This is a genomic window from Komagataeibacter sp. NFXK3 (genome assembly GCF_054182245.1).
The window spans coordinates 150,860-176,870 of record NZ_JAPIVJ010000001.1; the positions used below are offsets into that span (position 1 = coordinate 150,860).

General features: G+C 60.2%; 21 protein-coding genes and 1 pseudogene. 14 read left to right on the forward strand and 8 right to left on the reverse strand.

Translation table 11 applies throughout. The annotated features are described in order from the left end of the window. Nucleotides 1–341 precede the first annotated feature (341 nt). The 3 genes and pseudogenes from OQZ28_RS00780 (at nt 342) to OQZ28_RS00790 (ending at nt 4,675) form a co-directional block, all read left to right on the forward strand. Nucleotides 342–1,823 carry a hypothetical protein gene (locus tag OQZ28_RS00780; RefSeq protein ID WP_458134860.1) on the forward strand — a complete coding sequence of 494 codons (1,482 nt, stop codon included), beginning with the start codon at nt 342–344 and terminating at the stop codon, nt 1,821–1,823. A gap of 24 nt (nt 1,824–1,847) precedes the next feature. Then, nucleotides 1,848–2,679 (forward strand): annotated as a pseudogene (locus tag OQZ28_RS00785) (transposase); the annotation flags it as partial. A gap of 499 nt (nt 2,680–3,178) precedes the next feature. Further along, nucleotides 3,179–4,675 carry a hypothetical protein gene (locus tag OQZ28_RS00790; RefSeq protein WP_458134861.1) on the forward strand — a complete coding sequence of 499 codons (1,497 nt, stop codon included), beginning with the start codon at nt 3,179–3,181 and terminating at the stop codon, nt 4,673–4,675. Between the two features lie 341 nt (nt 4,676–5,016). Here the strand turns inward: OQZ28_RS00790 and OQZ28_RS00795 are convergent, their stop codons facing one another. Further along, a complete protein-coding gene (locus tag OQZ28_RS00795; RefSeq protein WP_458134862.1) occupies nt 5,017–5,400 on the reverse strand; it encodes a hypothetical protein in 384 nt (127 codons plus the stop codon). A 185-nt stretch (nt 5,401–5,585) separates the two neighbouring features. Between OQZ28_RS00795 and metH the strand changes: the two genes are divergently transcribed. From metH to ybaK, 6 genes are all read left to right on the forward strand, one after another. After that, complete coding sequence (metH, locus tag OQZ28_RS00800) at nt 5,586–9,095, forward strand: methionine synthase (protein WP_458134863.1); 3,510 nt, start codon at nt 5,586–5,588, stop codon at nt 9,093–9,095. A gap of 69 nt (nt 9,096–9,164) precedes the next feature. Then, nucleotides 9,165–9,572, forward strand: coding sequence for a phosphoribosyl-ATP pyrophosphatase (locus tag OQZ28_RS00805; protein WP_458134864.1), 408 nt, complete (start codon nt 9,165–9,167; stop codon nt 9,570–9,572). A gap of 175 nt (nt 9,573–9,747) precedes the next feature. Next, nucleotides 9,748–10,272, forward strand: coding sequence for a CvpA family protein (locus OQZ28_RS00810; protein WP_130732649.1), 525 nt, complete (start codon nt 9,748–9,750; stop codon nt 10,270–10,272). A gap of 52 nt (nt 10,273–10,324) precedes the next feature. Then, complete coding sequence (gene purF, locus OQZ28_RS00815) at nt 10,325–11,839, forward strand: amidophosphoribosyltransferase (protein WP_458134865.1); 1,515 nt, start codon at nt 10,325–10,327, stop codon at nt 11,837–11,839. Beyond that, nucleotides 11,836–12,576: an SDR family NAD(P)-dependent oxidoreductase gene (locus OQZ28_RS00820; protein ID WP_458134866.1), complete on the forward strand. Its 741-nt coding sequence runs from the start codon at nt 11,836–11,838 to the stop codon at nt 12,574–12,576. The genes purF and OQZ28_RS00820 overlap by 4 nt, the downstream gene beginning before the upstream one ends. After that, the gene (gene ybaK / locus OQZ28_RS00825) at nt 12,573–13,049 is read left to right on the forward strand and encodes a Cys-tRNA(Pro) deacylase (protein ID WP_458134867.1); all 477 of its coding nucleotides are present in this window, start codon (nt 12,573–12,575) and stop codon (nt 13,047–13,049) included. Before OQZ28_RS00820 ends, ybaK begins: the two co-directional genes overlap by 4 nt. A 94-nt stretch (nt 13,050–13,143) precedes the next feature. Here ybaK and OQZ28_RS00830 read toward each other — a convergent pair whose 3' ends face one another. Beyond that, complete coding sequence (locus OQZ28_RS00830) at nt 13,144–14,529, reverse strand: MFS transporter (protein WP_458134868.1); 1,386 nt, start codon at nt 14,527–14,529, stop codon at nt 13,144–13,146. A 29-nt stretch (nt 14,530–14,558) separates the two neighbouring features. Between OQZ28_RS00830 and OQZ28_RS00835 the strand changes: the two genes are divergently transcribed. After that, nucleotides 14,559–14,699, forward strand: a complete 141-nt coding sequence (locus OQZ28_RS00835) for a hypothetical protein (protein WP_458134869.1) — start codon at nt 14,559–14,561, stop codon at nt 14,697–14,699. Between the two features lie 44 nt (nt 14,700–14,743). Here OQZ28_RS00835 and purD read toward each other — a convergent pair whose 3' ends face one another. Then, nucleotides 14,744–16,036 (reverse strand): phosphoribosylamine--glycine ligase, encoded by a 1,293-nt coding sequence (purD, locus tag OQZ28_RS00840; protein ID WP_458134870.1) that lies wholly within the window; start codon nt 16,034–16,036, stop codon nt 14,744–14,746. Between the two features lie 66 nt (nt 16,037–16,102). Between purD and xseA the strand changes: the two genes are divergently transcribed. The 4 genes from xseA to OQZ28_RS00860 all read left to right on the forward strand — a co-directional run bounded on the left by xseA (nt 16,103) and on the right by OQZ28_RS00860 (nt 19,543). Further along, on the forward strand, nt 16,103–17,563 hold the full coding sequence (xseA, locus tag OQZ28_RS00845) for an exodeoxyribonuclease VII large subunit (RefSeq protein ID WP_458134871.1): 1,461 nt from the start codon (nt 16,103–16,105) through the stop codon (nt 17,561–17,563). Between the two features lie 20 nt (nt 17,564–17,583). Beyond that, nucleotides 17,584–17,964, forward strand: a complete 381-nt coding sequence (locus OQZ28_RS00850) for a hypothetical protein (protein ID WP_458134872.1) — start codon at nt 17,584–17,586, stop codon at nt 17,962–17,964. Between the two features lie 328 nt (nt 17,965–18,292). Further along, a complete protein-coding gene (locus OQZ28_RS00855; RefSeq protein ID WP_130732642.1) occupies nt 18,293–18,700 on the forward strand; it encodes a helix-turn-helix domain-containing protein in 408 nt (135 codons plus the stop codon). A gap of 126 nt (nt 18,701–18,826) precedes the next feature. Continuing rightward, nucleotides 18,827–19,543 carry an OmpH/Skp family outer membrane protein gene (locus OQZ28_RS00860; RefSeq protein WP_110569812.1) on the forward strand — a complete coding sequence of 239 codons (717 nt, stop codon included), beginning with the start codon at nt 18,827–18,829 and terminating at the stop codon, nt 19,541–19,543. Nucleotides 19,544–19,659: 116 nt separating this feature from the next. On the opposite strand, the gene OQZ28_RS00865 is transcribed toward OQZ28_RS00860, so the two are convergent. The 5 genes from OQZ28_RS00865 to OQZ28_RS00885 all read right to left on the reverse strand — a co-directional run bounded on the left by OQZ28_RS00865 (nt 19,660) and on the right by OQZ28_RS00885 (nt 25,980). Further along, nucleotides 19,660–20,958 (reverse strand): nucleobase:cation symporter-2 family protein, encoded by a 1,299-nt coding sequence (locus OQZ28_RS00865; protein WP_458134873.1) that lies wholly within the window; start codon nt 20,956–20,958, stop codon nt 19,660–19,662. A gap of 85 nt (nt 20,959–21,043) precedes the next feature. Beyond that, nucleotides 21,044–23,539: a TonB-dependent receptor gene (locus OQZ28_RS00870; protein ID WP_458134874.1), complete on the reverse strand. Its 2,496-nt coding sequence runs from the start codon at nt 23,537–23,539 to the stop codon at nt 21,044–21,046. 489 nt (nt 23,540–24,028) lie between these two features. Continuing rightward, nucleotides 24,029–24,466 (reverse strand): ExbD/TolR family protein, encoded by a 438-nt coding sequence (locus OQZ28_RS00875; protein WP_078525813.1) that lies wholly within the window; start codon nt 24,464–24,466, stop codon nt 24,029–24,031. 54 nt (nt 24,467–24,520) lie between these two features. Continuing rightward, nucleotides 24,521–24,943 carry an ExbD/TolR family protein gene (locus OQZ28_RS00880; RefSeq protein WP_130732640.1) on the reverse strand — a complete coding sequence of 141 codons (423 nt, stop codon included), beginning with the start codon at nt 24,941–24,943 and terminating at the stop codon, nt 24,521–24,523. A gap of 2 nt (nt 24,944–24,945) precedes the next feature. Next, nucleotides 24,946–25,980 carry a MotA/TolQ/ExbB proton channel family protein gene (locus OQZ28_RS00885; RefSeq protein ID WP_458134875.1) on the reverse strand — a complete coding sequence of 345 codons (1,035 nt, stop codon included), beginning with the start codon at nt 25,978–25,980 and terminating at the stop codon, nt 24,946–24,948. Between the last annotated feature and the right edge of the window lie 31 nt (nt 25,981–26,011).

The window sequence follows — 26,011 nt, forward strand, 5'->3', positions numbered from 1 at the left end:
ACGGCAAAGTTTTTCGATAAGTTACGGTATGTTATATTATCGATCTGAAATTTCAGGACGAAATAACTCCTGAATGATCTTCTGAATGTCGCGGATACGCCGGGCGCGTTGTCAGCCGACGCGCGGTTCCTTGAAATTTTCCTGTCATACTCTGCGATGTTTCTCCCGCTTCCCGCAGGGCTCCGCCTCCAGGAGCACCTACATCATGCGTGGTACCGCCCGTTCGTGATGTTTTCAGACAGGGCCGGCGAACTCTTTCTTAAAATTTAAGCCTTCTATAAATTCAGAAAATAAAGGATAAGAAAAGAAACATTTATCCCGACATAAGTTTGTTAAGAAACATGACAAAACGTCACAAACCTGTTACATTACTAGCCACTATATTGGCCTTTGGTTTTCTGATGCGAATTTTATTCGCGTTCTACTACTCTGGCGGTTGGAGGCCTGATGAAATTTTTCAGAATCTAGAACCTGCTCATTGGTATCTTACCGGCCATGGTGTCATAACATGGGAATGGCAGGCCAAAATCCGTAACTGGATCATGCCGGGCGTGGCCATCGTGATCTGGAAAGCGACATCCCTGATGGGACTCGGTTTACCCCCGTCAGCCGTAAGGGTATTTTTTTCAGTCCTGTCTGTTTCCATTATCGCGGCGTTCAGCGTTCTGGGCAAACTGCGGTATGGGCGTACTGGATTAATGATCTGCGGCATAACCGCGATTTTCTGGCCTGACCTGTTGATAGGGGCAGCAAGAACAGGGGGAGAATTTCAGGCGGGCAATACGTTTGCCCTCGCAATCTGTCTGGCTTTGATTGGAAAATTCCAGCAGGAAAATGCAAAAAAATATTATGCCCTTTATATTCTTAGCGCTTTCTTTATAGGCGTTACTTTTGACCTGAGATTTCAGTTGGTGCCTGCATGTGGCCTCGCCATTTTATGGATCGGTTACTGGATTAAAAACTGGACCTACCGGTTCTGTTTTTTGATATTTTTCCTCATTCCTGTATTTTTTCTGGGTATATTGGACAAGATAACGCTTGGTGGTTATTTCATATCTGTTTACAATAATTTTTACTTAAATGCCTATAAAGGTGTTGCTGATTCTTATGGGGTGGAACATGTATATTATTACATTTCTTTTTTCATAAAAGACTGGAAAATATCTACTCCTATTGTTTTTTACTTTTTTTTCCGTGGGTTCCGTCAATATGCGCTTCCCGCAACATTAGCCGTATTTATAATATTTTTTCATAGTGCCATAAATCATAAGGAAGTATCCTTCATATATGCAGCCCTTCCTTTGATCATACTTGTCTCCTCTCTCAGCTTTTCATCAATGATAGAAAACTGCAGCAAGGAAACATTATTCAAGTATGGGCTTGCTGTTTTTGTCTTTTGTCAGCTCAATCGTACTTATGTGGTTGATCAGATGAGAAAAGCCAGTTCAATAACAGATCTCATGGTCAAGGTTTCTGGATATAATGACATGTGCGGTCTTGCCCTCATGACAGATTATTACACTTGGGGAGCTTCTGGCGGATATACTTTAGTAAGAAAAAAAGATGTTCCGCTATATTTTTATCCATTTGAATTCAATGTATATGAAGAAAACAAGCATTATAATTACGTTATTTCATACAGATATTATGATCCTCACAACCTTTCCAAAAAAAATATCACTTGCGCTGATCAGTATTGCCTCTTCAAAATAAGCGATAAATGCTTAGGCAAGCCCGATTACAAACAGTTTGAAAATATGGTAGGATTTGTTGAACAGCCTGATATAAAGAAAAAATATAACGAGATCTGGAAAATTTGGTAAATTTTATTATGCGACATTAAAATTACGGAATACCTGATCAATGACTGCCTGTCTTTTATGCGTTTCCTTGGTCTGGGCCTGTCGGGTCGGGTGCCCGATGCCAAAACGGTCTGGCTGTTTCGTGAACGTCTGACGCAGGCCGGCGCGATTGAAAGACTGTTCGAGCGCTTCAATGCCACTCTATGGAACGCCGGTTATCTGCCGATGCCAGACCCGATCCTGGAGGCAACGCCGGCACCAGGGCAGCGCAATACCAACGCGGAGAAGGCGGATCTCCGGGCGGGGTGTATCCCCGAAGGCTGGAGAAACAGGCCGGCAAGACAGGCCCGATGAACGCTAAAGTTCACCAAAGCGAAGCGGCAGGTGGATGGAACGATCCCGTCAACGGATCTCACCATACCGTTCTTTGGCCATAAATCGCATATTTCCATCGACCGGAAGTTCCGGCTGATCCGGAAATGGAAGGCGACAGATGCCGCCGCCAGCAATGGTGCGCAACTGAGAGAAGGGTTGCGCGATCGCAGCAATACCGCATCTGATGTCTGGGTTCTGGACCGACACGGCCTATCGGTCAAAGACCAATGAAGCCTTCATGGAAAAGCAGGGTTCTGTTTCAAAGGTTCACGGGAACAAGCCTCATCTCAAGCCCATGCCCCAGCATATCCAGAGATTAAATGCTGGAAAATCCATCGTTCGGTCCCGTGTCGAGCATGTCTTTGCTGATCAGAAATCACAGGCGGGACGGGTTGTCCGGACAGCGGGCATTGTCCGTGCCACCATGAGGATCAGGCTGGCCAATATCGTCTACAACATGTGCCGCTTTCTGTTCCTGGAACGGATCAGCACCCCAATTTAGAAAACAAGGCTATAACGCTCCCCGCTCTGCCCTAGACGCAGAGCGAAAAACATTACCCAAAACCATCAATACCTGCCCGTTGATCCCAAAATCAGGACACTGGCACCTCAATCAACGGTTCTTCGGTCCCTCCACCTGTTCGTAAAAAACTGGCTAAGCGGTATGGCAGATGTGGAGACGGCGCACCACTGATCGGAACAGGCAGTATGTGAGGGTTGATGTGGCAAAAGCGGCACGCAACCAGGCACGCGAAACGCTTTTGCAGGCGAATCAAAAAGCATCTTACTGGTCTGTAGGCAATAGATCCCGAGCATGAAGGCGCGGCTGATCAGTTGCAATGCCCAAGTCACACTGAAGCCATCGCGCAACTATAGCAACAGAAGATTATTATGAGAATGCATTGATACATTCCGAATTCAAACTTTACATAATGTAATAATTTATATAAATTATGAAAAATTTTCAGCCCGGCACTGGATAAAGAACGTAGGGACGCTCAATGAAAAAACCAATCTGCACAAATGATGACACAAAAAAATTTACTTATTATATTTTATTTTTTCTAATACTTTCTTCAATATCTGCAGTTTTATTCCCATTCTCTGAAATTTTTACTCATATCCCCCTTGCCCAGAATGAAGGATGGAATGCCTATCAGATCGACAGGGTCATAAATCCGGCATTGGGCCCTCTTTATCCCGACCCACAGAATGGCCTGATTTTCAACAACTATCCGCCACTTTCATTTTACATAGTTGGATATTTTAGTAAATATGTAACGCATGACGTCATGGTTGCCGGCCGGATTGTCAGTTTTTTATTTATGACTGCGTCATGCTTTTTATGTAGCCTGTGCGTGAAAAGCCTGGGCGGAAAGCCTATTGGCATAATATTATCCTTTTTCATTCCCTTCCTTTACACAGCCCTGTATTTCAGGTGGTGGTTCGCGACCAATGATCCGCAATGGGTCAGCATTTTCTTTGTGTTGATTTCTCTTTTCATATCCATCAACTGCATGAAAAGTAATAAAAACGATAGGTATTTTTACATATGCCTGGCCGCATTTTTCTCTGTTGTGGCCGGCACGGCAAAGCATAATGAATTGTCCACCCCCCTATCCATAACTATTATACTATTTTTGTACGATAGGAAAATTTTTTATACATGGTGCATCTCTGGAATAGTTTTTACTGCATTAGCATTTCTATGCCTTGACGCCATTTTTGGCCATAACATGATTGAAGATGTTTTCTTTCATCCTCGGGTCATGTCTCTTTCATACCTGAAAAGTATTCTGGTTTCGCTTGGTTGGATGGCAACGCTTTATATTGCTTCCATACCGTGCCTGTTCGCAATGAAGGATAAAAAATTAAGAAACGTAATAGCCATCATTTTTACAGTATGCCTGGTCCTGGGCATATGCCAGAGGACTGGGGAAGGCGTATCCGATAACGCACAAATTGATACGCTGATTGCTTTGGCAATTGTCATCGGCATGGGTGTATCTGTATTTCCTGAAAAATGGCAAGGATACAGAACGCCCAGCATGATATTGCTGACCATAGTCTCCATTGCTCCCCCTGCAATAAAAAGCATAACACATTTACCGGGAAACATTAAAAAAATACAGCAGATACCTGCGCAGCAGAAAAGGTGGGATGCCATTTATAATATGATAATTTCAGATCCACGTCCTTCTGCATGTCGCATGTTATCTATTTGCTATTGGGCGGGCCAACCCTACACCGTAGACATGTTTAATCTGGGACAATATCTAAAATTGAATGGAAAAAACAAAATATTCCATGACATGGTTGAAAATAAAGAATTTGGGATCATTGAATACAGCTACTGCTCTGATAAGGACTGCGAAATAGAAAAGAAAGCACTGTTCCAAAACGCTCTAAGCAACTATCATATGATAAGAATAGAACGTCGATTTGGTACTTTTGACAGGTTTTATGATGTATTGGCATTCTATGCGCCCAACGATTAAGCATGCCTTGGCGCCCAGTGCAGAACCACCTTGGCAGGACGCATAAAATGTTTCCACAATGCGAACAGGGTCCGGTGAATGGTTGCACTATGCAATCCAGAAACGCCTGTTGTATTGTTGACAGACCGGGTCGTCGAGGCGGCCTGTCAGTTCTTTTCCGGCCATGCTGCCCTAAAGTCCCGGATGCGGTAAAAGAGCGCAAGTCAGCACGGACATTGGCATTAAGAGACTGTTTGAAAACAACTCATTGATGAGAATGATAAAAGTTTTTGGGTGCCGCCTTTTTTCAAAAAGGCGGTGTTCTTCGAAGCTTTCTGAAAAAAGCTTCACCAAAAACTTCCTTATGATTTCTGGATGATGGAAAATCGGGCCTGCGCCAGCACATCCCGGGCCACATCGGCACGCCATGCCGCCTCCTGCCCGGGCGGGGGCACCACGGCCACGCGGGTGAACCATTTCTGGTCCCCCGTCGCGCGCTGGCGGAAAATTTCACCCAGCACCCCGGTAATCCCCCCGCGCGCAGTACAGCACAGGCAACCCGCCGCGTGCTGCGCGAAAGCGGTCGGTGCGGAACGCACGGCCACCACGCCTGCCCAGCCTTCAGCCGGGTCGGGCTGGCTCCCATCACCGACCAGCAGCAGCGTATCGGCACGAGGGGTCAAAGGCGTGCCTGCCACCTGAAACTCCAGCGCGATGCGCCCATCCGTCATTGTGGCATGCTCCACGTCTCGTCACTCCGGGCCTGTGGCGTTTTTCCATTTGAGCCAATGATGCTGGACACCAGCGGAAAGTTCGGGGAATAAAAGGCACCGGACCGATCCATATGCAAGCCCGGCCCGGACAGACCGTGCTGGAAAACCGCGGCAAACACCGGCTTGTGCCCGGCATTCACCAGGATTTCAGGATAACCATGACCACTCGCCCCCACCTTCTTGATGCCCTCCGCGACCAGGTCCTGCTGTGTGACGGCGGGATGGGTTCGCGCGTCCAGCTTCTGGACCTTGAGGTCGAACGCGATTACTGGGGGCAGGAAAACTGCACCGAAATCCTGAACCTCTCGCGCCCCGAACTGGTGCGTGAAATCCACCGTGGCTACTTCGAGGCCGGGGCCGACATGGTGGAAACCAACAGCTTTGGCGGCTCGCCCATAACGCTGGCCGAATTCGGGCTGGCCGACCGCGCGCGCGAGATCAACCGCACCGCAGGCCACCTGGCGCGTGAGGCCGCCGAGACCTTTGCCGATGGCCGCCACCGCTATGTGGTCGGCTCCATCGGGCCGGGCACCAAGCTGCCCTCGCTGGGCAATATCGACTACGACACGCTCGAGGCGGGCCTGACCGAGCAGTGCCGGGGCCTGATCGAAGGCGGCGTGGACTGCTTCCTCATCGAGACATGCCAGGACACGCTGCAGATCAAGGCCGCCGTCAACGCCGCCAAGATCGCGCGCGCCGAGATGGGTGTTGATACTCCCATTTTCGTGCAGGTCACGGTCGAGACCACGGGCACGCTGCTCGTCGGTCCCGACATTGCCGCCGCCGCCACGGTCATCAACGCGCTCGATGTGCCGCTGATGGGCCTGAACTGCGCCACCGGCCCGCAGGAAATGGCCGAGCACGTGCGCTGGCTGAGCGAGAACTGGCCGGGCCTGATCTCGGTCCAGCCCAACGCTGGCCTGCCCGAGCTGGTCAATGGCACCACCCACTACCCGCTCACCCCTGCGGAGATGGCAAGCTGGGTGGACCGCTTCATTACCGAGGACGGCCTGAACCTGATCGGCGGCTGCTGCGGCACCTCCACGCCCCACACGCAGGCGCTCGATCAGATGCTCCGCCGTCGCGCCGAAGGCACGGGCCGCATCCGCCCCGCCCCGGTGGCCCGCAAGCCGGTGTGGATCCCCTCGGTCGCCAGCCTGTATTCACAGGTGCCGCTGCGGCAGGAGAACAGCTATTTCTCGATCGGCGAGCGCTGCAACGCCAACGGGTCGAAAAAATGGCGGCAGTTGCAGGAAGCCGGTGACTGGGATGGCTGTGTGGCGCTGGGCCGCGAGCAGGTGGCCGAAGGCTCGAATGCGCTCGACATCTGCACCGCCTTCGTCGGCCGTGATGAAATGAAGGAGATGAATGCGGTCATCACCCGCTTCACCTCCTCGGTCAACGCGCCGCTGGTCATTGATTCCACCGAGACCCCGGTAATCGAGGCAGCCCTGAAGCTGCATGGCGGCAAGCCCATCATCAACTCCATCAACTTCGAGGATGGGGAAGACATCGCCAACGAGCGCATGCTGCTCGCACGCAAATTCGGCGCCTCCGTCATCGCCCTGACCATTGATGAAGTGGGCATGGCCAAGACGGCGGAAGACAAGCTGCGCATTGCCACCCGCCTGGTCGAATTCGCCTGCGAAAAGCACGGCCTGCCGCAATCCGACCTGATGATCGACCCGCTCACCTTTACCATCGGCACCGGCACGGAAGATGACCGCAAGCTGGGTGAATGGACGCTGGAGGGCATCCGCCTCATCCGCGAGCGCTTCCCCGATATCCAGATCGTGCTGGGGCTGTCGAACATCTCGTTTGGCCTCAACCCGGCGGCGCGCGCGGTGCTGAACTCGGTGTTCCTTGACCATGCGGTGCGCGCGGGCATGACGGCGGCGATCGTGCATGTGTCGAAAATCCGCCCGCTGCACCTCATCGCCGCCGAGGAAGTGAAGGTGGCCGAGGACCTGATCTTCGACCGCCGCGCCGAAGGCTATGACCCGCTGCAGCGCATGCTCGAAATCTTCGCCGACCGCAAGGCCGCCGATGCGGTCAAAAAAGCCCGCGCCGAGACCGCGCCCGAGCGACTGAAGGACCGCATCGTCGATGGCGACCGCAAGGGGCTGGAAGATGACCTGGCGGAGGCGATGCAGGACATGCCCCCGCTCGACATCATCAACACCGTGCTGCTCGATGGCATGAAGGTGGTGGGCGAACTGTTTGGCGCAGGCAAGATGCAGCTCCCCTTCGTGCTGCAATCCGCCGAGACGATGAAGGCCGCCGTGGCCTGGCTCGAGCCGCACATGGAGCGCGCCGAGGGCCAGGCCCGTGGCACCATGGTGCTGGCCACGGTCAAGGGCGACGTGCATGACATCGGCAAGAACCTTGTCGATATCATCCTGACCAATAACGGCTACCGGGTCATCAACCTCGGCATCAAGGTGCCGGTGGCCGACATGATCGCAGCCGCCCGCGAGCACAAGGCCGACGCCATCGGCATGTCCGGCCTGCTGGTCAAGTCCACCGTCATCATGCGTGAAAACCTTGAGGAAATGAACCGCCAGGGCGTGGACGTGCCGGTCATGCTCGGGGGGGCCGCGCTGACCCGCAACTACGTGGAAGAGGACTGCACCGCAGCCTATGGCGAAAGCGGGCGCGTGGCCTATGCGCGCGATGCGTTCGATGGCCTCTCGCTGATGGACAAGGTGGCGCAGGGCGAGTTCGACACCTATCTTGCCGCCATCCAGTCCCGCCGTGCGGGCAAGGCCACGCGCAGCAACCGCACGCAGGATATCGAAGCCGCCGAGACCCGGGGCTTCGGCCCGGTGGATGTGGCCGCCGCCCGCGCCCGGCGCGAGAAGCTGACGGCGGATGAACCCGTGCTGACCCCGCCGTTCTGGGGCCCGCGCGTGCTTGAAGCGACACCCGAGGCGGTGCTGCCGTTCCTCAATGAGCGTTCGCTGTACCAGTTCCAGTGGGGCTTCCGCAAACAGGGCCGCTCGCTTGATGACTTCATGGTCTGGGCGCGCAAGGAACTGCGCCCGGTGCTGCGCCACATGCTGGCCCTGTGCGCCGAGCAGGACATCCTGCACCCCAAGGCCAGCTACGGCTACTGGAAGGCGGCGGGCGAAGGCAACGACCTCGTGCTGTTTAACGAGGACGGCACCACCGAGGCCGCCCGCTTCACCCTGCCCCGCCAGCCGCGCGCGGACGGGGCCTGCATTGCCGACTTCGTGCGCGACATTGATGACAAGCAGCGCGACGTGATCGGCCTGCAGGTGGTGACCGTGGGGCAGGATGCCTCCGACCGCGCGCGGGAATGGTTCGAGGCCGATCGCTACAAGGATTACCTCTACCTGCATGGCCTGTCGGTCGAGATGGCGGAAGCCATGGCGGAATACACCCACAAGCGCATCCGCGCCGAGATGGGTTTCGCCGCCGAGGATGACCGCGACATGGCCAAACTGCTCCAGCAGGGCTATCGCGGCTCGCGCTACTCGTTCGGCTACCCCGCCTGCCCCCGGCTGGAGGAGCAGGAGCCGATACTCAAGCTGCTCGATGCACAAAAGATCGGCGTCTCGCTGACCGATGGCTTCCAGCTCCACCCCGAGCAGTCCACCTCGGCGCTGGTCATTTTCAACCCACACGCGAAGTATTTCTCGATCTGATAAAAACGGCGTCCCGCAGCCCTGCGGGACGTGTTGACCGGTGCGGAAAATGGTGCCCATCATTGCATTATGTTTCGCCCCCGCCATACGCCATCCAACCCCGCCAAAGCACCGTGCGCCGACCACGCGCTCGGTCGCCTGCTGGCGCGGCTGCACAGGGCCGCACCACAGGCGGCCCAGGGCAACCGCGCCACGCGCCACGGCGGGCGCGCCTTTACCTGTGCTGCCGAGCAATGCGTGATGGACCTCATGACCGCGGACCACGCGGGCCTGGTGGAACACAGCGCCGACGTACTGACCAACCTGTTGCAGGTCTGGGTGGCCCAGGGCATCGACCCAGAGGATGTGTGGACCGAGATCGACCGCCGCACCCGCATGGGCAACCTGCTGCTCGCACTCAACACGGCCGAGCGCACCTCCGCCCCCACCCGCGCGCGCAGGCGGCCATGGAAGATCCGCACCACCAAGCTGCCCTGAACGCCCCGCCACGCCACGATTGCATGAAATCGCAACGAGCCGCTTTTTGGCCTAGCCGCTGGGGCATGCGGGTGGCATAAGCTGGCCGCAGGCGGAACAGCAGGGAATGTCGCGATAAGATGGACCGGGTCCATGCCTGTTACGTGCCCGTGGGGCCTGCCCCGGCCCGGCACGCATGAACTGGATTGACATCACGGCCCTCGCCATTGCCGGGCTGTCGGGGGTGGTGGGCGTTGTTCGCGGCTTCTCGCGCGAGGTGCTTGGCCTTGCCGCCTGGGTCATGGCCACCATCCTGGCCGTGGCATGGTACGGCGCGCTGCTGCCCTACGCCTCGCAATGGATCAGCAACCACACGCTGGCCTCGCTGGCATCCTTCGCGGTGCTGTTCCTGGCCCTTCTTGTCATTTTCACCACCACTGCCCATCTATCGGGTCGGGCGGTGCAGGGCTCCATCCTGTCAGGGCTGGACCGCGTGCTCGGCCTGCTTTTTGGCCTGGTGCGGGGTTATGTGTGCCTTGTGCTGATCTATGCGGGCATTACCGCCCTCGTGCCCGCCAATGAATGGCCCGAGGTCATGCGCACAAGCAAGGTTATGCCCCTTATCGGCAACAGCGTGACCTATCTGCACGCCCACGCGCCCGATAACTTCCCCGCGCATCTTGCGCAACCCGCCGGGACGCGGCATGACGCGCCCATCTGAACCTTATCGTCGGTCCCCGCCGCCCCCGTCCGTCAAGGAAAGATCGCCCACCATGTCCCGCACCAGCCTGCACACCACATCCGGTAACCCGCCCACCCAGCACGAGCGCGATGACATCGCCGCCCAGTGGCGCCATGATGATGACAAGCCGCATGAGGAATGTGGCGTCTTTGGCGTATGGAACACCAAGGATGCCTCCGCCCTGACCGCCCTTGGCCTGCATGCGCTCCAGCATCGCGGGCAGGAAGCCAGCGGCATCGTGTCCTATGATGGCGAGCGCTTCCACACCCACAAGGGGCTGGGGCTGGTGGGCGACGTGTTTGGCGATGCCCGCGTCATGGCCACCCTGCCCGGTAGCTGCGCGGTGGGCCACAACCGCTACGCCACCACCGGGGCAACCCTGATCCGCAACGTGCAGCCGCTGTTTGCCGATTTCGAGTTCGGCGGGCTGGCCGTGGCCCATAACGGCAACCTGACCAATGCCGAGACCCTGCGCAAGGCGCTGGTGCGGCGCGGCTGCATCTTCCAGTCCACCACCGATAGCGAGGTGTTCATCCACCTCATCGCCATCTCGCTCTATTCCAACGTGGTTGACCGGCTGATCGATGCGCTCAAGCAGGTGCTTGGCGCGTATTCGCTGATCGTGCTGTCACGTGATGAACTGATTGGCGTGCGCGACCCGCTGGGCGTGCGCCCGCTGATCCTGGGCCGCATCCGCGAGGAAGACGGCACGGAAGGCCCGTGGGTGCTGGCCAGCGAGACCTGCGCGCTCGACATCGTGGGGGCCGAGTTCGTGCGCGACGTGGAGCCGGGCGAGATCGTCATCATCAATGACGAGGGCATCCGCTCGGTGCGGCCGTTCAACAACACGCAGTCACGCTTCTGCGTATTCGAATACATCTATTTCGCCCGCCCCGATTCGGTCATGGATGGCCGCGCGGTGTATGACACGCGCAAGCAGATCGGCGTGGAACTGGCACGTGAAAGTGCCGTCGAGGCCGACGTGATCGTGCCCGTGCCCGATTCCGGCGTGCCCTCGGCCATGGGTTTTGCCGCCGAGAGCGGCATTCCCTTCGAGCTTGGCATCATCCGCAACCATTACGTGGGCCGCACCTTCATCGAGCCGACCGACCAGATCCGCAACCTCGGCGTCAAGATGAAGCATTCCACCAACCGCCCGGTGCTCGATGGCAAGCGCGTGGTGCTGGTCGATGACTCCATCGTGCGTGGCACCACCTCGCGCAAGATCGTGGACATGGTGCGCGCGGCAGGGGCCAAGGAAGTGCATATGCGCATCTCCTCGCCGCCCACCACGCATTCATGCTTCTACGGCATCGACACGCCCGAGCGCAGCCAGCTGCTGGCCGCCCAGCACAATATTGAGGAAATGGCCAAGCTGATCGGCGTGGACAGCCTTGCCTTCATCTCGTTTGACGGGCTGTACCGCGCGCTGGGCTACAAGGACCGCAAGAGTGCTGCCAACCGCTACTGCGATGCCTGCTTTACCGGTGACTACCCGATCGAACTGGTGGATTACGAGGCCGAACACCACCCCGAACCCGCATGACCGACCCCGCCACCATGGCCAATGCCCCGGTAGCACTCGTAACCGGGGCCAGCCGGGGCATCGGGCAGGCGGTGGCCATTGCACTGGCGCGCGCGGGCATGCGCTGCATCCTGACCGCACGCACGCAGGGCGGCCTGGAACAGGCGGATGACCAGATCCGCCAGCATACCGGCCACAGCGCCACCCTGCTGCCGCTTGACCTGACTGATGGCGAAAAGCTCGACACGCTCGGCCCCTCCATCGCAACCCGCTTCGGTCGGCTGGACTGCGTGGTGCACTGCGCGGGCACGCTGGGCGTGCTCTCGCCACTGGCGCACCTGCAACCCAAGGACTGGGAGCGCGCGCTGCAAGCCGGCCCGCTCACCGCATGGCGGCTGATCCGCACGCTTGCCCCCCTACTCGAGCGTGCGCCTGCGGGCCGTGCGGTGTTCCTGACCGACCGGCATGCCCGCCAGCCCGCACCCTTCTGGGGGCTGGTCGCCGCCACGCGGGCAGCACAGGAGGCCATTGTGAACACATGGGTGCGTGAACTGCCGGCAGGCAGCCCGCTACGCATCAACCTGTTTGAGCCCGGCCCCGTCGCCACCCGCCTGCGCAGGCTGGCCATGCCCGCGCTCGACATGGCCAGCCTGCCCACGCCCCACGACATTGCGCCCCATATCGTAAGTCTGTGCCAGCCAGGCCCCCAGCCACAGGGGCAGTATATGACGGCCAACCTGCACGGGAGCGTGGCATGAGCACCAAGGCAACACCCGGTACGGCCGCCCTGCAGAAGGCAGGCATCGCCTTCGAGGTGGTGGAATATGAATACGACCCCACCGCAGGCCAGACCGGCAACCACGCCGCAGCCGCCATAGGCGAGAACCCCGACCGCGTGTTCAAGACGCTGATGGTGCTTGTCGATGGCAAACCCGCCTGCGTGGTGGTGCCGGTCGCGGCCAGCCTGAGCATGAAAAAGGTGGCGGCGGCCTTTGGCGGCAAATCGGCGGACATGATGCCGCCCGCCATCGCCGAGCGCAGCACGGGCTTCCGCGTGGGTGGCATCAGCCCGTTTGGCCAGCGCAAACGCGTGCGCACGGCCCTTGCGCGCGAGGCGCTGGAGCAGCCCTATGTTGTCATCAATGGTGGCAAGCGCGGCTATCTGGTGCGCCTGAGCGCTGCCGATGCCATTGCCGCGACGGATGCCGTGACGGCTGACCTGCTGGCCTGAAAATCAACAGTTTTCGAGTGCCGCCTTTTTTCAAACAGGCGGCGTTTCCTGAAGCTTTTTGAAACAAGCTTCACCAAAAATTTTTATCTTTTCCTCATCGCGTCGCGGGCCGCCAGATCAGGCGGCTGGCGCTGCACAGCGCGCCGGTCATGGCCACGACCGAGCCAAAGCCCAGGCAGTCCCGTTCCGCGTCATGGGCAATGAGGCCAAAGGCCATGGCCACGCACATCGCCCCAGTGGCCTGCCCGCACTGCCGGGCAATCTGCACCATGCCCGAAGCCCCGCCCGAGCGCCCCGGGGGCGCCGTCACCATCATCACCCGGTTATTGGGCGGCTGGAAAATGCCAAACCCCATGCCCGCCAGCATGATGCGCCAGGCAATATTGAACCAGCCCGGATCAGGCGGGAGCAGGTACAGCGCCAGGAACCCCATCGAGGTCATGAACAGCCCCACCGAGGACAGAATGGCCGCGGGCACCCGGTCGCTCAGGCGGCTGATGAGCGGCGAGACCGCCATGATGCCCACCGGCCACGGCGTCATGAGCAGGCCCACGGTGGCGGGCGGGTAATGGAACAGCGACTGCAACGTGAACGGAAACGAGATCATGAACAGGTTGGAGGCGACAAAGGCCACGAACCCCACCAGCGTGCCGATGCGAAAGGCGGGTATGCGCAGCATGTCGACGGGGAACATGGGGTGCGTCTGCCCGTGCTGGCGGCGCACCAGCAGCACGCCCGCCGCAACACCCGCCACCAGCAGCGCCACCACCTGGGCCGCCCCTGCATGGTGGGCCACGGAATCACCGGCCATGATCAGCGCGCCAAATGCCACCACGTTGAGCACCGCGCTCATGCCATCGAACGAGCCGGGGCTGACCGGTGTGCGCGGCAGCGACACCAGCGCCAGCACGAGGGCCGTGGCCCCCAGCGGAATGTTGATGAGGAACAGCCACGGCCATGTGGCGAATGACAGGATGATCGAAGCCACGGTCGGGCCGCCGCCCACGCCAAGGGCCACCATCAGCCCGTTAAGCGCAATGCCGCGCCCGATGATGGCATGCGGGTAGATGAAGCGGATCAGCGCGATGCTGACACTCATGATGCACGCGCCGCCCACACCCTGCACCGCACGCGCCAGCGAGAGCATGAGCAGTGAATGCGACATGGCGCAAAACAGCGAGGCCACGGTGAGCAGCGCCAGCCCGATCTGGCACAGCCGCGCAAAGCCGATGCGCGTGCCCAGCGCCGCCATGGGCAGCAGCGAGACCACGGAGGCCAGCTGGTAGGCATTGACGATCCAGACCGACGAGGCGGGCGAGACATGAATATCCGCCGCAATCGTGGGCAGCGCCACGTTGGCAATGGCGTAGTCCAGCAGGGCCAGCAGCACTGCAAGGGCAACGGCGGTCACGGCACGCACGCGGGCCGCGCCATGCAGGCCTTCGCCTTCGGTCAGGACAGGTTTTGATTGGAGGGGCATGGCAGGAGCTTTTCAGGCGGGAAGAAAAAATGTTCTGCTCTGTAAACGATATTCGAGCTGCCCTGTCCATCAATCCACCGTGGGCAGGAGGCAGCCTGAAAAGGCTGCTCGCGCAATATCGTGCAAATCATAAAGAAGTTTTTGGTGAAGCTTTTTTCAAAAAGCTTTGAAAGACGCCACCTTTTTGAAGAAAGACAGCGCCCGGCAACTTTTATTATTGCCCAATTTTTTCCTGCGCCGCGAGCGCACGCTGGCCAATATCGTGGCGGTAGATGCCATCGGGCCAGTCGATCAGCCCCACGGCCTCATAGGCGCGCTCACGGGCCTGCGCCAGCGTGTCGCCCGTGGCGCACACGGCCAGCACGCGACCGCCTGCGGCCACGATCTCGCCCGCGTCATCGCGCTTCGTGCCCGCCTGGAACACATGCACGCCGGGCAATGCTTCCGCCGCTGCCAGGTTACGGATCACGCCGCCGGTTACCGGCCTGCCGGGGTAGCCCTTCGCCGCCATGATGACACTGATGGAGGACTGCCCGGAAAAGCGGATATCCGTGCCCGCAAGGTCGCCCTTCGCCACGGCGGCAAGGGCGGTGAGCAGGTCGCTTTCCAGCCGGATCAGCAGGGCCTCGGCCTCCGGGTCGCCAAAGCGGACATTGTATTCGATCAGTTGCGGGCCATCAGGGGTCAGCATCAGGCCCGCGAAGATGATGCCGGTGAACGGCGTGCCGCGCCGGGCCATCTCGCGCAGCATGGGGCGCACCAGCACATCGAGGGCGGCTTCCTGCTTTTCGCGGCCAAAGCCGGTCGGCGGCGAGACCGCGCCCATGCCACCGGTATTGGGGCCGGTATCGCCATCGCCAATGCGCTTGTGGTCCTGCGCGGCACCGATCAGCACCGCCGTCTCACCCGCGCAGAAGGCGAACAGCGAGACCTCGTCGCCCATAAGGCAGTCCTCGATCACCACGCTGTGGCCCGCCTGGCCCAGCGTGCCATCGGTCATCATGTCGGTAATGGCCTGCTCGGCCTCGGCCACGCTCTGGGCCACGACCACGCCCTTGCCCGCGGCCAGCCCGTCCGCCTTGACCACCACGGGCGCACCGTGGCGGCGCACGTAGTCCAGCGCGGGTGCGGCTGCATCAAAGCGCTCCCACCGCGCGGTGGGAATGCCCGCCGCGTCACACACTTCCTTGGTGAAGGTCTTGCTGCCCTCAAGGGCGGCGGCGGCCTGGGTGGGGCCTGCGCATGCAATGCCCGCTGCCTTGCAGGCATCGGCCAGGCCCGCCACCAGCGGGGCCTCGGGGCCGGGCACCACAAGGTCGATGCGCTCGCGCCGCGCCAGGGCGATCAGGCCTGCCACGTCATCGGCTTTCACGGCGCAGTTCGTGCCCAGCGCTGCCGTGCCGGGGTTGCCCGGCGCGATGAACAGGGCCTCAAGTCGCGGCGAGCGCGCAATGGCAGCGGCCATGGCATGTTCCCGTCCGCCTGATCCAACCAGCAGCACCCGCATCACTTGTTTCTCCCGTTTTTCATCTCTGCCCTTTCGGGGTGGCCGTCTCTATCATACCTTGTGCGGATGGTTGAACAGTTTCCCGACTCCGGCCGCGCCATGGGCGGCAATACGCCTGAATTTTCGGTGGCCGAGATTTCAGGCGCCATCCGCCGCGTGCTCGAGGGCACGTTTGGGCGCATCCGCGTGCGCGGCGAGATTACCGAATTCAAGCGCTACCCTTCGGGGCACCTGTATTTCTCGCTCAAGGATGAAGGGGGCAAGCTCTCCTCGGTTGTGTGGCGGGGCACGGTCTCGCGGCTGGGGCTGAAGCCGGAGAACGGGGTGGAAGTCATCGCCACGGGCAAGATTTCATCCTATGGCGAGCGCTCGTCGTACCAGATGGTGATCGACCGGCTGGAATATGCGGGCGAAGGCGCGCTGCTGGCCCGGATCGAACGCCTGCGCCTACGGCTGGCGCAGGAGGGGCTGTTTGACGCCGAACGCAAGCGCCCCCTGCCCTTCCTGCCACGCCTGATTGGCGTCGTGACCTCGGCGCAGGGGGCCGTGCTGCATGATATCCGCACCACCATCGCCCGGCGCTTTCCCCTGCCGGTCCTGGTCTGGCCGGTGCCGGTGCAGGGCGAGGGCGCGGCCGAGCGCATTGCCCATGCCATTGCGGGATTCGACGCCATCGGCCCCCAAAGCGGCGTGCCCCGCCCCGATGTGCTGATCGTGGCGCGTGGCGGCGGTTCGCTGGAAGACCTGATGGCCTTCAATGATGAAGAGGTGCTGCGGGCGGTAGCGGCATGCCGCATTCCGGTCATTTCCGCCGTGGGGCACGAGACCGATACCACGCTGATCGATTTCGTATCCGACCAGCGCGCCCCCACGCCCACGGCGGCGGCCGAGATGGCCGTGCCGGTACGCGCCGAGCTTGAAGCGGGCCTGGCCCAGCGTGCCGCCCGGCTGCGCAGCGGGCTGGAGCGCGGCCTGCAACTCGCCCGTGCCCGGCTGGACCGGGCGGCAGCGGGCCTGCCCGACCTGCCTGCCGTGGTGGAAAACGCCCGCCGCAGGCTTGATGACCGCGCCTACCGCCTCGAGCTTGCCCTGCCCGCCCGCCTCAGCCGCCTGCGTGAGCGCGTGCAGAACGCCTCGGACCGCCTGCCCGCCCCGCAGATGATCCTGGCCCTGCGCCGCGCGGAACTCGACCGCGTGGGCACTGCCAGCCAGCAGGCCATGACCAGCCTGCTGCACCGCCGGGCCGCCGCCCTTGGCCGCCTGCGCGTGCCGCCCGCCGTGCTGGTCTCGCAGTTGCGGGCCAGCAAGAGCGTGCTGGCGGGTGCCGCAGGCCAGCTTGAATCCCTCTCGCCCCAGGCCGTGCTCGAGCGGGGCTACGTGCTGGTGACCGACCGCGCGGGCAGGCCCCTGGCCCAGGCGGCACAGGCCCGTGCCGTGCCCGAGGTGATCATGACCTTTGCCGATGGCAAGGTCGCGGCCCGCCCCCTTGCAGCGCCCCCCGGCCCGCAGGGGAAGCTGGATCTGTAATGCATAGACGGGCCCCTCACATGACCTTACGCTCACGCTTCTGCGCAACACTGGCAGCCCTGCTGCTTGGCGCATGCACGCATAACCCGCCCCACACGCCCGCCCCCCATGCGACGGCCCGGCCCGCGGCCACGCCCGGCCGCATCCCGCCACAGGACTTCGCCCCCGGACTTACGGGCGAGGAAGGCGCGCCGCCCGCGGGCACCATCCTGACCAACGACCCGTCCGCCCCGGCCGATACGCCGCTCTGTGGCCATGCCGCGCGCGAGGCCAATGCCATGGGGGCTGCAATCCACCCCGAGGTCACGCCCGCCGCCAGCAGTTGCGCGGCCAATGCCTGCTTCGATGCCCAGACGGGCACCTACATCGCGGCCGATGGCAGCCGCCGGGTCTGCCGTTAGGGGATGGCCTGAAAACAAGCCATTGATAAGAAATGACAAAAGTTTCTGGATGTCGGCTTTTTTCACAAGATGGCGTTCTTTCGAAGCTTTTTTGAAAACAGGCTTCACCAAAAACTTTTATCATTTCAGGGTATTGGCTGGCCTGCCTTTTCACGCCGCAATACGGGACCGGCCCATAGAAGCATGCTGCATGGGTCATATGCCCAAGGCGGGCAGGCCCGCGCCATATTCCCATTGACTTGGCCGGAAGGGATGGTCGAGTTTCAAGGGCATCATGACCCTGCCCCCCTCGTCCGGTCCCATAGGTGAGCAACAGGCGACGGTCCACATGTTCCCCCTCAAGCGCATGCTCTCCATGCGCGAGGCGGCGGAATATGTCGGGATCACGCCGCGCAGGCTCCGCAGCCTGAGGCTGGTGGGGGCAGGCCCGCATGCCGCCATGCGCCATGGCCGCAAGGCGATGTTCCGCATCGAAGACCTTGATGAATATGTGGATGGCCTGTACCGCCGGGCCAATATCTCCCACACCGAGCAGGCCCGCCAGCGCACCGAATGGCGCGGCAGGCTGGCCGCCCTGCCCGAGGATGCGCGCGCCAGGCAGTCCGATTCCTTCATGCAGATCGTAACCCGCGACGAATTGCTGGAAAAAGGGGCCAACCGGGGCTTCCGGGTACTATTCCTTGGCGGTCTGTGCCTCATTTTCCTGTCGCATACCCCCCTGATCTGGCGGCTATAGGGGGATCGGTCCGCCATTTCGTGCCAAAGGCGCTTTTTTTGCCTGTGCGGGGATGTTCTTTCGCCATACGATCCGCTACGCAGAAACCACGATAGCGGAACAATAATGGATCGGATAATGACAGGTATGCGGAGCAGCATTATGGCCCGGACCGGACACGCCCGCCTGCGTGGCGCGCTTTGTGGGCTGGCTATTGCCCTGACACCGGCCCTTGCCATGGCGCAGGACGCAGGTGGCCAGCAGCAGAACCCCATTCTGCCCATGCCCCCCGTGCCGGAATTCAAGCCCCTGCCTGCTGGCACCAAGCCTGCGGCGCCTGTTATCGGCATCTTCAACACCCAGCAGATCATGGCGCAGTCCACTGCCGTGCAGAAGCTGCAGACCGAGCTGGGCAACCGCCGTGAAGCGCTGGTCAAGGACGTGCGCGCCGAGGACACGCAGCTGCAGGCGCTGCGCCAGTCCATCATCAAGGCGGGCAAGGCGCCCACGCCCGAGCAGCAGCAGGACCTGCAGAAGCGCGTGATGGCCGACCGCACCAAGTTCGGCAACCGCAACCGCATCCTTGAAGAAGACGCGCAGGTCGCCCTGAACCAGGTGCAGCGTGAAATGCAGCAGGTTGTCAGCGCCATTGCCGCCGCCCGTGGCATGAACATGGTGCTGCAGGCCGGTACCGCCGCCCTGCATGACAACAGCCTCGATATCAGCGACCAGGTTGTGACCTACCTCAACCAGGTGCTGCCCACCGTTTACCTGCCCGGCCCCACGGAAGACCCCGAGGAAATTGCCAAGAGCGGCAAATACCCCGTCATGCCGTTCCAGCCTGCTGATAACGGCGGCGAGTAACACTCAAGGTCTTTAACGATAAAAGTTTTTGGGTGCCGCCTTTTTTCAAAAAGGCGGCATTCTTCGCATGCTTTTTGAAAAAAGCTTCACCAAGAACTTTTATTATCTTTTATCAATCAGTTACGATCCTGCCCCACCAGCAGGTTAAGCGCCACGCCGGACAGGATGCACAGCAGCACCCCGTTACCCAGCAACAGCCGCGCCAGAGCGTTCATGTGGGTAAACAGGTCCGGGCAGGCCATGGGCAACAGCCCCAGCCCGAGTGATACGGCAGCAATCAGGCCATTGCGCGTGCCTTCAAAGCGCACATGCAGCAGTTCGCGTATGCCGCCAACCGTGGTCATGCCGAACATGACCAGTCCGCAGCCCCCCAGCACCGGGGCTGGCAGGGCGGCAATCAACGCGCCAAGCTTGGGGAACAGCCCCAGCCCGATCATGACCACGCCTGCTGCCGCCACCACAAAGCGGCTGCGAATGTCGGTCATGGCGATCAGCCCGGTATTCTGGGTAAAGGCATTATAGGGAAAGCTGTTGAACGCCCCGCCCAGCATGGTGGACAGGCCATCGGCCCGCAGCGCGCCTGCAATGGTCGTGTCATTGACCGGCAGATCCACCACGCGGCCAATGGCCAGGCAGTTGCCGGTTGTCTCCGCCACGATGATGACCATGCTCAGCAGCATGATGAACACCGGCATGGCATGGAACTCGGGTAGGCCAAAGGCGAAGGGCGTGCTGATGGCGAACCACGGCGCCTCAACCACCATGCCGTAATGCCCCATGCCGCACAGGGCCGCAACCACGCTGCCCGCCACCAGCCCCACCAGCACGCTGATATTGGACCAGAACCCCCGGCCCCAGGCCTGAACGCCCACCGTGATGACAATGGTGGCGAAGGCCAGCGCAAGGTTGGCCACGCTGCCAAACCCCGGCGTACCGGGCGTGCCGCCCCCGATCCACCGCCCCGCCACGGGAATGAGCGTGAGCCCGATGATGATGATGAGGCAACCAATGACCACGGGCGGGAAAAAGCGCATGAGCCGCGCCATGACCGGTGCCAGCACCACCATGGCCAGCCCCGCGCCGATCACCGCGCCAAACACCGAGCGCACGCCATAGATCTGCCCGATGAGCAGCATCGATGCCAGCATGGCAAAGGATGATCCCTGCACGATGGGCAGGCGCGAGCCGAATTTCCATACCCCCACGCTCTGGATGATCGTGGCGATGCCCGAAGTCATCAGCCCGCAATTGATCAGCATGACCGTCTGCGGGCCTGACAGGTGCATGGCGGCTGCAAAGACCAGCGGCACCGCCACCGTGCCCGCGTACATGACCAGCGCATGCTGCAGCCCGAAGGCAAACAGCATGCCCATGGGCAGCATTTCATCAACCGGGTGGGTTTTGTGTGCTGTCACACGCCCTCTCCACTTGCAGCTACGCGCCTGCACAAGAAGAACCCCGCCTTCTGGTAAAGGCGGGGTCCGGCAGGCGCTAGGAGGATCAGAAGGAGGTGGAGACGGAGCCCGTCATGGTAAAGCGCGGCTCAACCATGAAGGAGTTGCCATCCGCATAGCGACCGTTACTGGCGCCATAGAACACGGGATAGGCGGAGGAACTGTTCTGCTGTCCGGCGTGGTAGATCGCTCCCATGGCGCCAGTCCGCACGATCGAACCGGTCAGGTTGCTGAAGTTGAGCTTGAAGGTGGGCGACTTGGCATACATGAACGGCTTGAAGTGATAGCCAAGCGACAGGGTATCGGTCACGTAGCCGGGAATGCGCTCGCTGTTATCGATCGCTACCGACTGCGGACCAGTGTAATGCACGGCGGCATTGGCAAAGAAGCCCCTGTACTTATACGTCAGGCCAAAATTGGCCATGATACGCGGCGCCATGATGGCCTGCTGCCCCTTGGCGGCATAGGTGATGCCGGTCGTGGGATCCGTGACGTTGGAATCCTGCGTCGCGTGCAGGTATTCAAATGACGCGTAAGGGCTAAACCCGTGAATCGGGCGGCTTGCGATCATGGCGTCAAAGCCGCGCATGGTCTGGTTGCCACCTTCGATCGGCATGTACTGATTGGCACCAATATAGGTGCTCAGAATACGGTTGGTCACGTTGTAGTTGAACAGTGACAGGTCAAACATGACATATTTGTCGTGATACCGGTAACCCAGCTCTTCCTTGATGGAATACTGGTTTTTCAGCATCTTGGCATATTGGGGATCAAGCCAGCCAAGATCGTTTGCACTCGGCTCGCGGTAATCGCCTTCGGCATTCACATAGATCTGGTGATGGTTGTTGAAGGTGTAGCCAATGGAAAGCTGCGGCAGCGGCTCGGTCGTGTTGGCCCCCATCTTGCCGGTCATGGAACCATTCTTGCCGTAAACCCATGATCCCGTGTTGGAATTCGACGTCCATCCCTTGTCCCATGCATCGGACATGACGAACTTGAAGCCAGCATGGATCTGCAGCTTGTCGTTAAAGTACTTCGCCGTATCCTGAATGAACAGGGCATGCAGTTCATAACCCGCATTCACCCCCGTCGTACCGAACGACGTGTCCTGATAGGCGGACCAGTTCGGACTCGCGGCCGCACCATTGGCCATGGTATTGCTGGTCGGATAGTTCTGGATCGTCTGGTTGTTTTCATACCAGTAGCCGAACGACAGATGGTTATGCCTGTCGATGTCATAACCAAGCTTGGCGACCACACCGACCTGACGGGCTTCGTTTTCCTGGAAATACGCCGTCTGGTTCGGGTTCTGCTTTACATTCCAGTACGGACCGCTCGCATTGGTGCCGGAAGACGACACATAGGGCGTGCCGTTACCCGGTGAGGCATCCCAACCCTGACCAAAGCTGAAATAAGACTGCAGGTCGAACGTAAATTTGGCAGGCAGCACCACATGGATCGGTGCCGTCAGGAAGATCTGGTTCCAGTGGTCGTTGTTGTTCTTCCAGTAGTTGTCGCTGGTGGGGTCGGAGTTGCGGCCATAGCCTTCGCCCGTGCGCTTGTAGTTTTCAAACGCGGTGCTGTCGGGGTAGGCATCGATGGTGAAATCCTCGGAGTTCCACGACACGAACAGCCTGGCGTTGGAGCCGTTGTTCCAGTCCTTCTGCAGGCCGAAATCGATGTGCTTGCGCTGGTTGATGCCCGAGCCCATCCATGAACGCGAATGCGTGTTGGAGAACGAGAAATAGCTGCGCACGCCAGTGTGGCCGATCTCACCCGAATCCAGCCGGATGAACTCGCGCGACATGTTGTTCGTGCCGTACGAGAAATCCATCATACCGCCGAATTTCTTCGACGCCGTGCGCGAACGCTGGTTCATCACGCCGCCTGCGGCCGACATGGCCGGCAGGTCGGTGGCGGAACTGCCAGGCGTTACCTCGACGCTCTCGATGTTTTCGGAATCGATATCCTCGTTCAGGTATTTGGCTGCTTCCGCCGGTGCGCCGTCAAGCATCAGCCCCATGTCGAGATCGGTCAGGCCACGGGTCTGGATCTGGCCACCTTCCATGCCCGACGGGTCCGGCGTGGTCACGTTCATGCTCGGCAGGTTCTTGACCAGGTCGAGCGCCGTGCTGGTGGGGCTGCGCATTTCAATGAACTGCTTGCCGATGGTCTGCACCGCATGGGGCGCGGTTTCCTGGCGCATCATGCCGCCGCCGCCGTCACGGGCCTCACGCGAGGAGGCCACCCGGATCTGCTCGGGTGCCGATGTGTCCGTAACACCCGCGGGCGCTGCAGCCTGCTGCTTCGGTGCCGCCGCCTGCCGGACCGGTGCGTGGCGATGAGTGGTGGTGGCATGCGTGGTGGCCACCTGCGCCCATGCCTCGCTGCCCGTGGCGATGCACATCGTGCCCACCAGGCAGGATACGGCACGCAGGTGCGTTTTCAGCCCTGGCCTGCGCAGCCCGGCCAATCCGCCCTGCCCCGCCGCATTGCGTACCTGCCGTATCACGACGTTATAGATATCCCGGCCCGTCTTCATTCATTCCCCCGCAAATCTTTCCCGCGGCGCGCCACTGCGTGCAGCCATACAGTTTTCAGCGGCAGCCATCCCCGTCTGCCGTACTGACAGCATTTTCCGTCCCGTACCGGCCATGCTGAACTAGTTGCGGAAACTGAACATTCCGCCTTTCCGTTGACTTATGAAATACACTTGGGCAGGCCAAGCTTAAAAAACGCAACAGAGTGTTTATCTATCTGGAAACCCGGAATGCTCCAATAGGCGTAATCACGCCTATCGTGCTATAAACCAACGATTTTGCATCATTCCGTTTTCTATTCGATATGAATGAAAGCCGTCCGATCAGCCCCAACAATGTGGGTTGCGTGCTTTTTATGCTACAGCCCGTCAGGGCCATATGCCCTAAAAAACGGCATTTCATATCCATGCCGAACACATGAAAAAGCGGCCCTCCCCGCAAGGGAAGGACCGCTTTTCAGGTCACAATGATGCGTCGTGAAAACGGAGCGCTTACTGCGCGTCCATGAACTGATCGCTTCCCATGATCCCCAGCTTGGTTACGCCAAGGCGCTGTGCATCCGCCATGACATGCGCCACGACCTTGTAGCTGGCCAGGCGATCGGGATGGATGTGCATCTCGGGCTGGACCGGCTGGGCCGCCGCATCCTTGAAGCGGGACTGGAGGTCCGCCTCGCCTGCAACGGGCTCGCCATTCCAGGTGATGGTGTTGTCAAAATCGATCGCCACCGTATCCACAACCGGGTCGGGTGCGGCTGAAGGCGGCGGGTTGCCCTGCGGCAGGTCGATCGAGACTGAATGCGTCTGGAGCGGGATGGTGATGATCAGCATGATCAACAGCACCAGCATGACGTCAATCAGGGGCGTGGTATTGATATCGACAATACCTTCGTCCTCGGTCGTGCTGTCTGAGCCGACATTCATGCCCATGGTGTCTACTCTCCCCAATGTGGCCGGGGCATGAACCCTGGCCGGGAATGGATATCAGCCGTGTGGCTGCTCAGTGATGAAATCGACGTGAACGATGCCGGCCTGCTGGCAGGCCGCGATCACCTTGCCCACACCTTCGTATTTAGCCGTCTGGTCACCGCGGATCTGGATCTGGGGCTGCGGGTTTTCCGCGGCCACGTGCTCCAGGTGCGATTCCAGGTCGGCGTAGCTGGTGAGCGGCGTCTCGTTCCAGTAGGCCTGCCCGCTCGGCGTGATCGCCACGACGATGTTGTTCTGCAACGTCCGGGTTGGCTGGTTAGCATCCATGGGGAGGCTAACCTTGATGGTATGTGTCGCGACGGGGATGGTGATCAGGAAGATGATCAGCAGCACCAGCATGACGTCGACAAGCGGTGTGGTGTTGATGGCCGACACCACCTCGTCTTCATCGCCGCCACCTCCAACTTGCATACCCATGATCAGGCCACCCGGTTATCGATAGTCGTGGTTGTGGGGGAGTTGTCGGGATGGATGGTGATTTCCGCACCATGGCGGTAGCCACCCATCAGGATCGACTGCACGTCAGCGGCGAAGTTGCGCACCTTGTCGATCGCGCCCTTGTTGCGGCGGACCAGCAGGTTGTAGCCCAGAACGGCGGGAACGGCGGTGCCGAGGCCGATGGCGGTCATGATCAGCGATTCACCAACCGGGCCTGCAACCTTGTCGATCGAGGCCTGGCCCGCGATGCCGATGGCGGTCAGGGCGTGATAGATACCCCAGACGGTGCCGAACAGACCCACGAACGGCGAGGTGGAACCCACGGTGCCGAGGAAGGCAAGGCCGCCCTGCAGCTTGGTCTGGATCACGTCAACCGAGCGCTGGATGGACATGGTGGTCCAGGAATGCAGGTCGATGGATTCCTGCATCGTGCCTTCATGGTGCTCGGCGGCCTTGACACCCGTATCGGCAATGTAGCGGAACGGGGAGTTCGCGGGCAGCGCTGCGGCACCTTCCTTGATCGAACCCTTGGTCCAGAAATCGGTCATCACCTGCTTGGCGGCGTTCATCACGCGGGCCTGCTCGAAGAACTTGGTGATCATGATGTACCAGGTGCCCAGTGACATGAACACCATGATGAGCAGCACGCCACGGGCGATGAAGTCACCATTGGCCCACAGCGCGCCAAGGCCGTAGGGGTTGCCCTCGGGGGCCTTGGGGGCATCGGCCGGCGGGGCTGCGTCAGCAGCAGGCGCGGGTGCCGGCGCAGGGGCTGCCGGCGCGGCGTCAGCGGCGGGGGCAGGTGCTTCGGCGGCCGGGGCGTCGGCGCCCGGAGCCGGGGCTGCGGGTGCGCCAGCGCCATCGGTGGGCGGGGCGGAAACCGCCGGAGCCGTGGCCGCATCGTTCGCGGCCGGGGCGGCATCCTGCGCCAGCGCCGCAAGCGGCGAGGCAGCACACAGCATGGCAGCGAACGCGGCCGAGGCAACAAGAGTGTGTTTACGATGCAGTCTGATCATTTAACCAAAATCCTCTGGAGCAGGATGTTTT